The organism is Colwellia aquaemaris, from assembly GCF_057548755.1.
In genome coordinates this window covers 99,619-113,018 of the sequence record NZ_BAAJLV010000005.1, presented here as the reverse complement: position 1 = coordinate 113,018, position 13,400 = coordinate 99,619, and the positions used below count along the sequence as shown (strand labels likewise).

The window sequence follows — 13,400 nt, the reverse complement described above, 5'->3', positions numbered from 1 at the left end:
ACGGCGTTATACTCTACTTCCTATAGATAAAAAAGGGACAATAATTGTCCCTTTTTTATCGCTATCTAGCCAGATATCACAATTATTTACTGGGTAAATAAAGTGTCATGTAAACGCTCTACCACTTGATTAGCATCTGCTTCTGGAACTAAAAAGCATAGGTTGTGTTCACTCGCACCGTGGCAAATCATCCGAATATTAAAGTCATTCACTTTATCAAAAATACTGCTACCAACACCTTTAGTACCATGAATTTTATTCCCGATCACCGCAATTAAGCTTAAGTCGTGCTCAACCGTTACTTCACATAATTGCTCCAATTCTTCAACCACAGCTTTGGTTAAAAGTGCCTGCGTTGAACCTAATGGGTTATCAAAAGTTAAAGCGACACTAATTTCACTAGTGGTGATCAAATCAACACTGAGTTGATGCTTAGCTAATACAGTAAATACTTTCGCAAGAAAACCACTGGCATGTAACATTTCCGGGCTTTTTACCGTTACCAGGGTTTGTTCACGACGCAATGCTATTGAGCGATAAGTGGGGTTCGAATTAACTTGTCGTTGTATACGAGTACCGCCGGCATCTGGCTCTTTACTTGAGCCAACAAACACAGGGATATCTTGACGCATAGCGGGGATCAGCGTAGCAGGATGCAATATTTTAGCGCCAAATGTTGCCATTTCTGCCGCTTCCCCAAAACTAATCTCATTAATTGAACGCGCTTGCTCGGTAATTCGTGGATCTGTGGTAAATATTCCAACAACATCAGTCCAAATACTTAAGTTACTGGCATTAACTGCTTCAGCGAGTAACGCTGCACTGTAATCAGAGCCGCCTCGACCTAGTGTCGTGGTATTGCCTTGTTCGTCACTGCCAATAAAACCTTGGGTAACAACTACATTATTTGTAAACAATGGCATTAAGCGCTCTTTCGCATGCATAGCAAGCTGCTCAAGATTAACCTGTGCTTTACCGTATAAATCGTCAGTTTTCATCACAGTACGAGCGTCAAAATAGCAAGCATTAACATCAATGCTTTGTAATACTTGCGCAAAAATACGCGAGCTCATTTGCTCGCCAAATCCTAGAATTTCATCACTATTTTGCAAACTATGCTGATTGGCTTGTTGCTGAGTACATTTTGCTAACATAGTTAACAATTGCTCTAATTCACTATTTAATGCGCTCGCATCAGGTAGGTGCTCTGTAATGGCAAACTGGATGCGACTAATATCACTGAGAATATCAATACGTTCTGGTTCAGGAACATGCGCTTGGCTTAAACGTACTAAGTGGTTTGTTACCCCAGCACTTGCCGAAACAACCACTAAACGGTTACTAGTATCTTTTTTAATAATTTCTGCACAACGCAACATTGCCTGATAGTTAGCAACGCTAGTACCACCAAATTTTGCGACAGTCGTTTCACTCGCGCTTGCTGGATTTTCCACTATTGACATGCAAGTTCTCCATGAAGTCGAGGTTGATTCGATAAATAGCCAAGTCTTACTCGACCGTTATACATTGAAGTCATAGTGACAGTATGTGTTGTGCCACTTAGTATTAATTGCTGAGATATTAACATAAAAATTCTCCCTTATAGCGTATTTACCGGTAATTTAATTAAAATAACGCGTAAAAATAAGCTAATAAAAAATAGGAAGAGCATGACTGAGCGTAGACTGAATAACGGCTAAAGATAGCCACTATTTATGCGGTACTTTTCAGCCAGAAGCTCTCCACCCAAATCAAGAAAATACCAACAAAAGTATTTTCCAGCGGTGACAGCCCTAAGGATTCAGCCCTAGTGACCGAATGTGATATGCCACCCATACCAACATTCTCGGCAATTGTCCCCATTAGTAACCATCAACGGATGTGGTTCCTCTTGTTACCTACCTGGCAATTGCACCTCTTCTGGTGAGTAAATTATTAACCAATATTTATTTAAAAAAACAAATATCGAGTAAAAGTTCTAATTTACTACAGCGCCATTTAACCTCATTTATTAAACAAGGTCAATAGACTTTTAGATGTCTAAAGTGAAATATATAATTAGAAATTGAATACAAAAATTTAGCGTTCTAATGCTTAAAATAATTAGGATTGATTAATAGGCATTACAAACAATGTTTGGCTAAACGTTCAACATTCCATTTTTTAGTGATATTGAACAATGTGCCATTGCGCGTCATTTCACGAAATGCCGTCTGAAAATGTTGAAACAATGCCTTATCAGTCTCTAAATTAAAAGCAATACTGAGGGGGTTAGATACTACTTTATTTTCAAACACTCTTTTAACAGTATTTAGATCTCGACCGAGATTTCTTACCGCCAATCGCAGTGAATATTCTGTAGCAAGAATGAAGTCTGCTCGACCAAGAAAGAGCATTTCGATGCTTTGCATCTCATTGGAAGTTAAATAAACATTTGAAAAGCCGTTATCGAATAAATATTGCGCACTGATGGAAAAACGAGGCGCTGAAAATATTTTACCTTTTAATGCTTTGTCTACTAGTTGTTCTGTATCATCATTTTTATTAAGCGTCCAGTAGCATAATTTTTCTTCGAAAAACTCGCCAAGCCATAAAAAATCTCCATTTCGACTAGCCGATTTAGTAATCGAGTAAATCATAACGTTTTTAGCACTTAGCGCTGTGCTATACGCACGAGCCCAAGGCATTACTTCTATCTGTGCCTTAGAGCCAGCATGGCGAAATAAGGCAGTTACTACATCGGTTGAAAAGCCACCTAAACTGCCATCATGATTATAGACTTGGTATGGCTCCAATAACTCAGTAACAACCTTTACCTCGTAATGTGGGCTTTGTTTAGCAACAACATTATTTGAGGCTAGATAAAATGCACTTAAAAACCACAATTTTAAAATTTGCAATGCTTAACTTCTCTCAACATTAACTTGTCATCGTCGTTCAAAACAAATTACAAGCAATAACCTAGTTATTTATACGTGCTAATCTAGTTGCCTGATAATTAACTTGTTATTATCTAAGCATTCAAGTTTAAGGTTAGCGTAAATATGGATTTATTCCTGTTAAAAAAAATAATTGCTTTACTGGTTATGCCGCTTAGCATCATTACTATGCTACTTCTGGTTGCGATAGTATTTCATGGCAAAAAGCCAGGTTGGAGTTTTAAATCGCTACTGTTGGCGACAATATTACTTATCGTAAGTACCTTACCTGCCATTTCAGACTCACTAATGGCACCATTAGAAGATAACTACCCTGCTTTTACTCGCAGTAGCCTTCCTGTTGATTATATTATTGTACTTGGTTGCACACACACCAGTGATCACAGTTTACCTGCCACAAGCCAATTAAAGTCTTGTTCATTAGAGCGCTTAGTAGAAGCTATTCGTATTTTTAGAATTCACCCAGAAGCACAACTTATCACCTCGGGTTATTCAGGTAGTGACGAAACCTCAAATGCCGAAAAAGTTAAGCAAGCCGCGATATTACTTGGTGTTCCAGAGCACAAGATACTGACGGAAAACTTCCCGCAAGATACTGAAGAAGAAGCTGAGTTGATTGCTCCAAGAGTTAAAAATAAAAATGTAGTATTAGTAACTAATGCCGATCACTTACCGCGTGCCATGAATTACTTTGAGATGCACGGAGTTAATGCTATTCCAGCTCCAGCAAGCCCTTGGGTTAAAGAAAGCCCAAACAAAGATTGGCGATATTACGCGCCAAGTGCCAACAAATTACCGCAAACAACGCGTGCTTGGTATGAAACTTTAGGTCGAATTGTTCAGTGGTTTAAAACTTTGTAGCTAACATAGTTAACGCTAAATAAAAGGCAAAAGTATCACTAACAACCAAGCAGCTGTTGGTGATACTTAAAAATATAAGCAATCATGCAGGGTTATCGATATCGATAAACTTTGCTTTTAACGCTAAGTTTTCATTAAAATGCTGCGCTAACGCCTTGGCGCCATAGCGTTCAGTAGCATGATGACCTGCACAGTAAAAATGAATATCCATTTCTCTTGCCACATGAGTAGTTTGCTCAGATACTTCACCACTTATAAAAGCATCTATACCTAGTTCTGCAGCTAGTTCTATATATCCTTGACCACCACCACTACACCAAGCCACAGTTTTGATTGACTTATTTGAAGGTGCGCCAATATGTAAACAATCACGGTTTAACTGATGGCTAATTCTTTGTTGTAAACTATCTGACGCAAGTTCTGTTGCAAATTCACCGCGCACAGCAACACTTAACGCATTTCCAGCTTCTAGTGGCGCAACATTTTCAATATCAAACAATTTCGCCAGTTGGACGTTATTTCCTAATGTTGGGTGAATATCTAACGGTAAATGATAGGCAAACAAATTAATGTCATTCTCAAGTAACGCTTTAATACGCTTATGCTTCATCCCACGAATAACATAGCTTTCATTTTTCCAAAAAAAACCATGATGAACCACTAAAGCATCAGCTTTTTCTTCAATAGCCCTATCTATTAATGCTTGCGTAGCGGTAACACCAGTTATCACCGTCGCTATACTATCTCGCCCTTGAATTTGCAGGCCATTTGGACAAAAGTCTTTAATTTGTTCAGGTTTTAATAAGTCATTGAGATAATTTTCAAATTCATGACGTTGCATGTTTCATTTTCGCCTATTTGTAAGTTGTAGTCAGTCATTCTTCTTTAGGGTGACTATTTGTTATTTTGTTTACTTGATGAGTTCATTGTTGGCACTTTCACCGGTTCAAAACGAGGCCTAAGCTGCCATTTGGCTTTAATTGGCGTTAATGGTAACACGCGTTTTTTCGCCACAATAACATAAACAGAACCTAAGCTTGGAAAATAGCGTGCGGCAAGTTTTCGCCATTGGGTACTAAAAACCCCTTCGCTATATTGACCCGACAACGAAGAGTGTAAAAATCGATGATCTAACTGAATTTCAAAGCCCATTAAATGCAACCAATCTTTTACACGCATAGGAGAAAACAGCCGTTCATTCCAAGGGGGTTGTTTTCGTCGATACGGAATAAACTTATTAAAGCCAACTAAGCTAAACGGATTAAAACCTGTGATCACCAAATAGCCATTCGGTATTAATACCCGGTTAGCCTCACGTACAACATGGTGTGGGTCAAGCGAAAATTCAAGTACATGTGATAGCAGACAAACATCAATACTGTGCTCTAACAAAGGCAAGTCATCAACTTCTGCAACAATATTAGCAGAGCTAGCTTGATTACATAATGTTAACTGATGTTTAATTAGGCTTGTCGAACTGTCAATCTCAGCACTTAATGCCCCCAGTTTCAGCAAATGATAACCAAAAAATTTTGGCCACCAGTTACTTAATACTTGATCAATGTTTTTAACAATTAACTCACCATTTGGTAACTCTTGCCATGACTTTGGCAGATCTGGAGACCTAAACGACAGCGCAGGTTTCATAGTTTAAACTTGTAAAAAAGTAAGTATAATCATACCTTCAGTATACTCAGGAGCCCCGCATGCTGCAAAGTCAAACAACATCAAATATGAAAGTTTCTATGATCAAGGCATTTTCAGACAATTATATTTGGGCGATCACATCGAGTAACAGCCAGACGATGGCATTAGTTGATCCTGGGGATGCCGAGGTATGTATAAAGTTTATTAAGGACAATCAAAAAAAACTCAGTACCATTCTGATTACTCACCATCATCATGATCATGTTGGTGGCATTCAAAAACTAGTACAATACTGTCAAGATAATGCATGGCCATTAACAATATATGGCCCTGAAAATGAAAATATCCCTCATTGTGATATTAAAGTTAATGAGCAATCAAAGGTGTCATTAAGTGATTTAGCTATTGAATTTAGCGTGCTAGATTTACCAGGACACACCGCCGGACATATCGCTTATTTAGCGCAAGATAATTTATTTTGCGGTGATACCTTATTTTCAGGTGGCTGCGGACGCTTATTCGAAGGTACAGCTCAGCAAATGTTAAATTCACTTGAAAAACTAAGTGCTTTACCCGAAAAAACACATGTTTATTGCGCACATGAATACACTAAAGCAAATCTAGATTTCGCTTTAACAGTCGAGCCAAGCAACGCTGAGTTGGTGCATTATTACAATCAAGTGCAAAACAAACGGGCACAAAATATTGCGACAATCCCAAGTTCAATTTTACTAGAAAAGAAAATCAACCCATTCCTGCGCTGTCAACAGGAAAGTATTCAGGAAAGTGCAGCGGAATATAGTGGTGAAAAAGTTAACACTAAATTAGCGACATTTACCGCGATACGCGCATGGAAGGATAACTTTTAACGAGGTTTTCGGCTTGAAATCTTGAATATAACGATTAAATAAGTAACACTGACGGCAAGTAAATTTAAATAGATTATTCATGAAGTATATATCGTTATCAGTTGCCGCCGCATTAATGTTATCTGGCTGCCAGTTACCTATTAGTAAAATTCAATCAGAAGCTCCTAAAACCAACCAAGAAGAGCAATCGTTTATCGACATTGCATCGGTTAACGAAATTAACCAAGCCTTATTAGTCGATGAAGCAATTGACGTTATTCACCCTGTTGCTGATGTTAATGTTGATTTAGGTAACAAACAACACGAAAATTATTTAGCCAATGATCTGTGGCAAAGAATTCGCGGTCAGTTAAATTTCTCAATTCCAGAAAACCGTCGAATTAAAAGCCAGCGTGACTGGTTTGTTAAACACCCAGCTTACTTAGATCGTGTAGCGAAACGCGCTGAGCCATTTCTTTATTACATCGTAAAAGAACTTGAAGCGAACAATATGCCGTTAGAAATAGCACTGCTACCTATTGTAGAAAGTGCCTTTGATCCGTTTGCATATTCGCATGGTCGTGCCTCAGGTATGTGGCAATTTGTGCCCGGTACGGGAAAACGCTTTGGCATGAAGCAAAATTGGTGGTATGACGGACGACGCGATGTTGTCGCCTCTACACAAGGTGCAATCAAGTATTTAAAATATTTACATAAGTTTTTTGATGGCGATTGGATGCTAGCCCTCGCCGCCTATAATTCAGGTGAAGGCCGCGTACAACGAGCGGTGAAAAATAATAAGAAGAAAAATAAAGCAACTGACTTTTGGTCGTTAGATCTTCCAAAGGAAACACGGGCTTACGTACCTAAACTCTTAGCACTTGCCGACATTGTTAAACGTAATGATGAATTGAAAATTCAGTTACACCAAATCGAAAATAAAGCAGTATTGAGTCAAGTAGATATTGGCTCGCAACTTGATTTAGCAAAAGCTGCTGAACTTGCCGACTTATCGCTCACTGAATTACAACGTTTAAACCCTGGTTTTAACCGTTGGGCAACAGACCCTGATGGACCACATTATTTATTACTACCTAATCATAAAGTTGCAGGTTTCCAACAGCAATTAGCGAAACTAGCTAAAAACGAAAGACTAGCATGGCAACGTTACAAAATTAAAAATGGTGACAGTTTAGGGAAAATTGCGAAAAAATTTAATACTGAAATCGCTTTAATCAAACAAATTAATAACGTTAAAGGAACGCAAATAAGAGCTGGAAAGTTTTTACTAATTCCAGTTGCAACAGCGTCACTCGACAGTTACATTTTATCGCAAGATCAACGTTTAGCAAAAACCCAAAATCGACAATTGGCCGGTGAAAAGCGCATTCACATCGTCAAGCGCGGTGACACCTTGTGGGAATTAAGCCAACGCTATAATGTATCGACACGTAGTATTGCAAAATGGAACGGCATGGCGCCACGTGACACCATAAAGCCGGGCCAAAAGTTGGTTATTTGGCAAAAGAAATCTGTGAAAAACCTAGCAAAAGCTCAAGTAACACCTACTGAGCAAGCTATAATGCGAAACATTAGTTACCGAGTCCGCAAAGGCGATTCTTTTGCTCGTATTGCTGATAAATTTAATGTCACTATCAGAGATATCGAACGCTGGAATAGCTTAAGTCGTAATAAGTATTTACAGCCTGGTCAAATGTTAAAGCTGTCAGTTGACGTCACTAATAATATTTAAAATGTTATTAACACGCTAAAAATAAAAAGCGCTATGTGTATTAGCGCTTTTTTTATAAATAAATCCTAAAATTTCTCTAGCTATAATTTAGCAACACCTTGAGTAATAATATTTTTTGTTTGCGTAACAATATTCAATAAGGCTTGCTGATCAAACGATTTAATTCTCGGCGTATGAATATGGCCAACGGGTAATAGCGGGTTGTATTTATTACGTAGTAAAATACTTCGATACGATATCTCATTAGACAAATAACCTCCACCCGAGCCACTAACCGAAGTTTGATTAATAATTTCCAGCAACGACTGTGCGGCAAAAGTTTCCGGATTTACTAAGGTACTGACATTGCGATTATCATTTACTTTATACGGCCCTGCCCCTTTTTGCATCGCTACAACTGGTAAACTAAATTCAACAAATTCTGGTCCTTTTAACTGCTCAGATTTAAGCTTAGGCGATAAAGGAGTTTGCTTTGATGCGCCGGTATATACATTTAAATTATCTGGCGCTTTAGCACTGCGTCGTAAAGCTGGATAGCGTTCCAAATCAAAATTTTCACGGCCCATACTAACTGTCACAACCATATCAACATCTTTGCCTGCAATATAAGGCGATAATAATTCCTCAATCATCCCCTGATCAAAGTCGGCAAAACGCACCGGTACTATCAATGCTTCTACCTCAGCGGTTTGCCCATCTATACTTAAAACAATATCATCTAGTGATAAGGCGACAACCCCCGACGGGTTACTTTGGTCTATATGCCGATCAAGAAAAAACGGATCAAAGCCTGTCAGTAAAATTTTCTTACTGGTGTTTTTATCAAATTTTATATCTTGCTGGCCTCGAGACAATAATTCAAATGTTGATAACAATTTTTGTTGTTGATTGGGAAAAAGCTTAGCAAAGCCTTTTGAGGTTCGTAACGCTTGAGTCATTTTTAAGCGTGACCAATATAAAGCACGGTCATCTAAGTCCGCCAATTTACGGTAAGAAGTTTTTGCATCTCGCCAAAGCGCGGGCGCATGTCGTAATACAAGTTGTGTTAATACGGTATAATTATTATCTTGACTAATTTGCTTTTTAAATAGGTTAACTCGCTCCGCTAAACGCTCGGTGATATCGGGCATAGTACTTTCTGCTTTAGCAATGCGTGCCTCTTCAACGGTAACTGTGCTTAGTTCACTCGGTTTGGCCAACGCTTGTAGACTTAGGCCCAACGACATCGCAAGTAAAAGTTTACTAGTTTTACTTATTGTTATTTTTTTTTGCATACGTTTCTCTTTACCATCAAAAAGTTATCAACTACTCATGCTTAGTTTGTGATTTGTCATGTCATACTAATTCAAGGTCGCTATTAAAACTAGTAGCCTTGAAAGTATTCTTAATTTAATAACAAATTCTCAGAATACATCAGGGCCTGAGTGTCGCCTTATAACCTTTTTGTAAATTTAGAGTAAAAATACTATTGATTTTTTATCAAATACTGGCAAAGTGTTTAAACGTTAAAATAAGTACGTTTTCCAAAAAGGCCAACTTAATTAAACGCATATTTACATTACAGCTTGATCATTTAATGTAAGTCTTACAATTTGACATTTTTAAATATAAAGGGGTAGCACTTCAATGTGTTCGATTTTTTGTATATTAGATATTAAAGCCGGTGCAGATGCACTACGTCCAAAAGCACTAGAATTTTCTCGTTTACTACGCCATCGCGGACCAGATTGGTCTGGAATCTATAACAATGACAACGCTATATTGGTACACGAACGTTTAGCCATAGTTGATACTGAACATGGTGCTCAACCACTATATAACAGTGATAAATCACTTGTGCTAGCCGTTAATGGTGAAATTTATAACCATAAGTCTTTAGCGAGCCAACATACACCTAACTATAATTTTCAAACGGCATCAGATTGCGAAATTATCATTCCTATGTTTGAAAAATATGGCAGCGACTTTGTCGATAAACTCCAAGGTATGTTCGCCTTTTGTTTATATAAAGCAAAGGATAATAGCTACCTAGTTGCGCGTGATCACATGGGTATCATTCCTTTGTATACTGGTTATGATGTTGACGGTAACTTCTACGTTGCTTCTGAAATGAAAGCACTCATGCCAATTTGTAAAACTGTAGAAGAATTTCCACCTGGCCATGTACTTGATAGCAAAGACGGTGAGTTAAAAAAATATTATAACCGCAACTGGCAAAAATATTCGGCAATTAAAGACAACAACACCAGTAAAGAAAAGTTACGCGAGGCATTAGAAGACTCAGTAAAAAGCCATTTAATGACCGACGTACCTTATGGCGTTCTGCTCTCTGGTGGTTTAGATTCTTCATTAATTTCTGCCATTACTCAGAAGTTTGCCGCAAGACGCATTGAAGAAAACGACCTTTCAGAAGCTTGGTGGCCAAAAGTACACTCGTTTGCCTGTGGCTTAGAAGGCTCGCCAGATTTAGTTGCCGCGCAAACGGTTGCCGATAGCATAGGTACTATTCATCACAGTGTAATTTTTACCGAGCAAGAAGGTATAGATGCCCTTAAAGAAGTTATCTATCACTTAGAAACTTACGATGTCACTACGATTCGCGCGTCTACTCCAATGTATTTAATGGCGAGAAAAATTAAAGCCATGGGCATTAAAATGGTACTTTCTGGCGAAGGCGCTGATGAAATTTTTGGTGGCTATTTATATTTTCATAAAGCACCAAATGCCCAAGAATTTCATGAGGAATTACTTCGTAAACTTGAGCGCCTACATAAGTTCGACTGTTTACGTGCCAACAAATCGATGTCCGCTTGGGGTATTGAAGCACGGGTGCCGTTTTTAGATAAAGGTTTTATGGATGTCGCCATGCGTATAAATCCTGAAGACAAAATGTGTGGCAATGGTAAAATGGAAAAAGCAATTTTACGTGAGTCATTTGAAGGCTATTTACCAAAAGAAATATTATGGCGTCAAAAAGAGCAGTTTTCTGATGGTGTTGGTTATTCTTGGATCGACGGTTTAAAAAGCTATGTAGAATCACAAGTCACCGATCAACAACTTGAAAGTGCAAACTTTAGATTCCCGGTGAATACACCCGATAGTAAAGAAGCCTATTTCTATCGTTGTATTTTCGAAGAAAAATTCCCAATAGCATCAGCTGCCGACTGTGTAATAGGTGGTAAGTCAGTAGCATGTAGTACACAAGAAGCACTTGCTTGGGACGCGAGTTTTCAAAATAATGCCGATCCTTCAGGCCGTGCAGTGCAAAATATTCACAACGACAGTTACTAATCGTTAATTTATTAGCACCATTTGTTAAAAATTTAATAAAACCGACTCATTTTAGTCGGTTTTTTTGTACAAAATTTTCTAAATATTATACAGTTGCTACCATAATATTTTAAATTTCATTGTTAGTAGGACATTCTCTTGTCAAATCGTGTAGAACCTGAAATCCCAACGATTACCTTAGATCATGACCAAGTAAAATCTTCGCGTGCCAATGCAGAGTCAACGGCGAAAAACGTTTCGTCGGATAATAATAACAATTCGGCAAAGCCTAAGTCTTCAATTGCTAAGTCACTTTTAATACTCATACCATATATTGCGATTGCTGGCGGTGGTTGGTACTTTTATCAACAGCAAATCAAGCTTACAAGTGCCCTTGAGAATAGCGTGACAAGAATACAGCAACTTGAAAACCAGCTGTCAGCAACAGGTGAAGAAATGGGCGAATCAACTATAGCTTTAAAAGCTAAACTTGAAGCCATTAGTGAGAAAACTGAATTATTGCTAACAGAAATGGATAAGCTGTGGGCGTCAGCATGGCGACGCAATCAAAAAGAAATTAAAGAGTTAAATTCACAAAGTAAGAAAATAGCAACACAACAAACAAAGAACACCAATGCGATAAATACTCAAAATAATAATATCAACGACGTTAAAGACAAAATTACCGCAACTGAATTTGCCATTGACGCAGTATCTGAACAAATTGTTGCTGCCAATTCCATTAAAGATCAAATAGCAAAACTAACTTCTCAGCTTAGCGAATTAGATGCAAATGCAAAAACGCGTGATAAACAACAAATGGTAACTGCAACTAGTATTAACGAATTTGATACCACACTGCAATTACTAGTAGAACGTTTAGAGTCGATAGAAGCAAAACTTGCCACCAACAATAGCACGGCAATTAAACCTTAACAGCAGACTATTGCTAACAAACTAAATGATAAATATTAAAAAGGTAATCACAAGTTTGTAATTACCTTTTTATTTTAAGTTAATTGATAGACTAAAGTGTATTTACAATATCTTTTACTAAGTCAGTTCCTTGATAGATAAAGCCAGTATAAACTTGCACTAATTTAGCACCTGCGTTAATTTTTTCCTGTGCATCAGCGCCTGATGCAATACCACCAACACCAATAATAGGAAGTTTATTATCTAGCGCTTTTGCGAGAAGCTGAATGACTTTAGTACTCTGCTCTTTTACAGGCGCGCCACTTAAACCACCTTGTTCGTTGCCATGTTGAAGGTGCGAAACTTTATCGCGAGCTAAGGTAGTATTGGTTGCGATAACACCATCAATATCATTTGCAATTAAACATTCAGCTATTGAGTCAACTTCCTCGGCGGTTAAATCTGGCGCTATTTTTACTGCAACTGGTACATACTTACCATACTGCTCAGCTAAAGACTTTTGCTCAGCTTTTAATGCAGCGAGCAATTCATTGAGTGCTTCACCATATTGTAAAGAACGTAAACCCGGCGTGTTTGGTGATGAAATATTTACCGTAATATATGTAGCAAAATCATAAACTTTACGCATGCAATGTATGTAATCATCTTTGGCATTTTCATCTGGAGTGTCTTTATTTTTACCAATATTGATACCCAATACACCGGTAAATTTAGCTTTAATTACTTGGTCAACTAAATAATCAACACCTTTATTATTAAAGCCCATACGGTTAATAATAGCGTTCGCTTCAGGAAGCCTAAAAATACGCGGTTTATCATTACCTGGTTGTGGACGAGGAGTAACGGTTCCTACTTCAACAAAACCAAAGCCCATAGCCTCAAAGGCTTTAATACATTCACCATTTTTATCTAGCCCTGCCGCTAAACCTACAGGATTTGGAAATTTAATACCCATCACTTCCACAGGCTTATTCGGCACGGTTTGTTTATAAAGCATATTGAGCGGTGTTGCACCGGTCGCTTTAAAACCTTTAATGGTTAATTCATGAATGGCTTCCGGATCGAATTTAAAAAAAACGTTGCGAATAGCTGAGTAAAACATATAGCCCCTTTATAAAAATTAAATTACCGCTGGCAGTGTGACAA

The 13,400-nt window shown here is 38.0% G+C and carries 12 protein-coding genes and 1 riboswitch; of the genes, 5 read left to right on the top strand and 7 right to left on the bottom strand.

The genetic code is table 11. From position 1 onward, the window contains the following. Positions 1-86: 86 nt before the first annotated feature. The 3 genes from lysC to AC27HL_RS14730 all read right to left on the bottom strand — a co-directional run bounded on the left by lysC (position 87) and on the right by AC27HL_RS14730 (position 2,900). Entirely contained in the window at positions 87-1,463 is a 1,377-nt protein-coding gene (gene lysC, locus AC27HL_RS14740; protein ID WP_487081805.1) for a lysine-sensitive aspartokinase 3, read from the bottom strand. After that, positions 1,454-1,588 carry a hypothetical protein gene (locus AC27HL_RS14735; RefSeq protein WP_487081804.1) on the bottom strand — a complete coding sequence of 45 codons (135 nt, stop codon included), beginning with the start codon at positions 1,586-1,588 and terminating at the stop codon, positions 1,454-1,456. The genes lysC and AC27HL_RS14735 overlap by 10 nt, the downstream gene beginning before the upstream one ends. A gap of 139 nt (positions 1,589-1,727) precedes the next feature. Beyond that, positions 1,728-1,928: riboswitch (Lysine riboswitch) on the bottom strand. Between the two features lie 195 nt (positions 1,929-2,123). After that, the gene (locus AC27HL_RS14730) at positions 2,124-2,900 is read right to left on the bottom strand and encodes a substrate-binding periplasmic protein (protein WP_487081803.1); all 777 of its coding nucleotides are present in this window, start codon (positions 2,898-2,900) and stop codon (positions 2,124-2,126) included. 144 nt (positions 2,901-3,044) lie between these two features. Between AC27HL_RS14730 and AC27HL_RS14725 the strand changes: the two genes are divergently transcribed. Further along, positions 3,045-3,800, top strand: a complete 756-nt coding sequence (locus AC27HL_RS14725) for an ElyC/SanA/YdcF family protein (protein WP_487081802.1) — start codon at positions 3,045-3,047, stop codon at positions 3,798-3,800. An 82-nt stretch (positions 3,801-3,882) separates the two neighbouring features. Here the strand turns inward: AC27HL_RS14725 and AC27HL_RS14720 are convergent, their stop codons facing one another. Together AC27HL_RS14720 and AC27HL_RS14715 are read right to left on the bottom strand one after the other, a co-directional pair. Beyond that, on the bottom strand, positions 3,883-4,641 hold the full coding sequence (locus AC27HL_RS14720; RefSeq protein ID WP_487081801.1) for a Nif3-like dinuclear metal center hexameric protein: 759 nt from the start codon (positions 4,639-4,641) through the stop codon (positions 3,883-3,885). Positions 4,642-4,694: 53 nt separating this feature from the next. Further along, positions 4,695-5,447 (bottom strand): class I SAM-dependent methyltransferase, encoded by a 753-nt coding sequence (locus AC27HL_RS14715; RefSeq protein WP_487081800.1) that lies wholly within the window; start codon positions 5,445-5,447, stop codon positions 4,695-4,697. 59 nt (positions 5,448-5,506) lie between these two features. Here AC27HL_RS14715 and gloB point away from each other — a divergent pair, with 59 nt between their 5' ends. Together gloB and AC27HL_RS14705 are read left to right on the top strand one after the other, a co-directional pair. Further along, complete coding sequence (gene gloB, locus AC27HL_RS14710) at positions 5,507-6,316, top strand: hydroxyacylglutathione hydrolase (RefSeq protein WP_487081799.1); 810 nt, start codon at positions 5,507-5,509, stop codon at positions 6,314-6,316. Positions 6,317-6,395: 79 nt separating this feature from the next. Beyond that, positions 6,396-8,048, top strand: coding sequence for a lytic transglycosylase (locus AC27HL_RS14705; RefSeq protein WP_487081798.1), 1,653 nt, complete (start codon positions 6,396-6,398; stop codon positions 8,046-8,048). Positions 8,049-8,128: 80 nt separating this feature from the next. Here the strand turns inward: AC27HL_RS14705 and AC27HL_RS14700 are convergent, their stop codons facing one another. Continuing rightward, positions 8,129-9,322, bottom strand: a complete 1,194-nt coding sequence (locus tag AC27HL_RS14700; protein WP_487081797.1) for a hypothetical protein — start codon at positions 9,320-9,322, stop codon at positions 8,129-8,131. A 352-nt stretch (positions 9,323-9,674) separates the two neighbouring features. Here AC27HL_RS14700 and asnB point away from each other — a divergent pair, with 352 nt between their 5' ends. Together asnB and AC27HL_RS14690 are read left to right on the top strand one after the other, a co-directional pair. Further along, the gene (gene asnB, locus AC27HL_RS14695) at positions 9,675-11,339 is read left to right on the top strand and encodes an asparagine synthase B (protein WP_487081796.1); all 1,665 of its coding nucleotides are present in this window, start codon (positions 9,675-9,677) and stop codon (positions 11,337-11,339) included. A 138-nt stretch (positions 11,340-11,477) separates the two neighbouring features. Further along, positions 11,478-12,254 (top strand): hypothetical protein, encoded by a 777-nt coding sequence (locus AC27HL_RS14690; protein ID WP_487081795.1) that lies wholly within the window; start codon positions 11,478-11,480, stop codon positions 12,252-12,254. Positions 12,255-12,345: 91 nt separating this feature from the next. Here the strand turns inward: AC27HL_RS14690 and pyrD are convergent, their stop codons facing one another. After that, a complete protein-coding gene (gene pyrD, locus AC27HL_RS14685) occupies positions 12,346-13,356 on the bottom strand; it encodes a quinone-dependent dihydroorotate dehydrogenase (RefSeq protein WP_487081794.1) in 1,011 nt (336 codons plus the stop codon). Positions 13,357-13,400: the final 44 nt, after the last annotated feature.

Excerpts from the sequence above, each read along its gene's own strand:
- lysC (WP_487081805.1), bottom strand. The coding sequence starts at position 1,463 with ATGTCAATAGTGGAAAATCCAGCAAGCGCGAGTGAAACGACTGTCGCA.
- AC27HL_RS14735 (WP_487081804.1), bottom strand. The coding sequence starts at position 1,588 with ATGTTAATATCTCAGCAATTAATACTAAGTGGCACAACACATACTGTC.
- AC27HL_RS14725 (WP_487081802.1), top strand. The coding sequence starts at position 3,045 with ATGGATTTATTCCTGTTAAAAAAAATAATTGCTTTACTGGTTATGCCG.
- AC27HL_RS14720 (WP_487081801.1), bottom strand. The coding sequence starts at position 4,641 with ATGCAACGTCATGAATTTGAAAATTATCTCAATGACTTATTAAAACCT.
- AC27HL_RS14715 (WP_487081800.1), bottom strand. The coding sequence starts at position 5,447 with ATGAAACCTGCGCTGTCGTTTAGGTCTCCAGATCTGCCAAAGTCATGG.
- gloB (WP_487081799.1), top strand. The coding sequence starts at position 5,507 with ATGCTGCAAAGTCAAACAACATCAAATATGAAAGTTTCTATGATCAAG.
- AC27HL_RS14705 (WP_487081798.1), top strand. The coding sequence starts at position 6,396 with ATGAAGTATATATCGTTATCAGTTGCCGCCGCATTAATGTTATCTGGC.
- AC27HL_RS14700 (WP_487081797.1), bottom strand. The coding sequence starts at position 9,322 with ATGCAAAAAAAAATAACAATAAGTAAAACTAGTAAACTTTTACTTGCG.
- asnB (WP_487081796.1), top strand. The coding sequence starts at position 9,675 with ATGTGTTCGATTTTTTGTATATTAGATATTAAAGCCGGTGCAGATGCA.
- pyrD (WP_487081794.1), bottom strand. The coding sequence starts at position 13,356 with ATGTTTTACTCAGCTATTCGCAACGTTTTTTTTAAATTCGATCCGGAA.